Source organism: Chitinophaga sp. YIM B06452, assembly GCF_039655965.1.
GTDB lineage: Bacteria > Bacteroidota > Bacteroidia > Chitinophagales > Chitinophagaceae > Chitinophaga.
Genome location: NZ_JAWLKY010000022.1, coordinates 1 through 322, shown reverse-complemented (window position 1 = coordinate 322; position 322 = coordinate 1). Strand labels below are relative to the sequence as shown.

At 56.5% G+C, this 322-nt stretch carries 1 protein-coding gene; it reads right to left on the bottom strand.

Going from position 1 to position 322, the window contains the following annotated elements; translation table 11 throughout:
- On the bottom strand, nucleotides 1–322 hold a 322-nt coding region (locus tag R3I13_RS27005; protein WP_346321114.1), incomplete at both ends, for a hypothetical protein.

Here is a 322-nt window from a genome sequence, read left to right as displayed (position 1 = left end):
GCGGACGTTGCCCAGGTGGTCCTTGAGGAAGTAATCATAGCTGTATTCCACTGGCTGGCCGGTCGCATACACGGCCCGGATGCGGCCTTCTTCGTGCGAGGCAAACTGCAGACTGTCCTGCTGGTAGACCTGGCCACTGATGTAATCAGTCGTGGTCACCTTCACCGGGCTGGCCGTGCTGTCGGTTACCACCTTGCGGTGTTTAATACCGGCTGCATCATAGAGATAGGCAATATTTCCCTTGCCCAGGATGTGGATACGGGCCGGCAGGTTCAGGTGGTTATAACGGATGGAGTCGATCTGTTTGTTGTGGTCCTTGCGC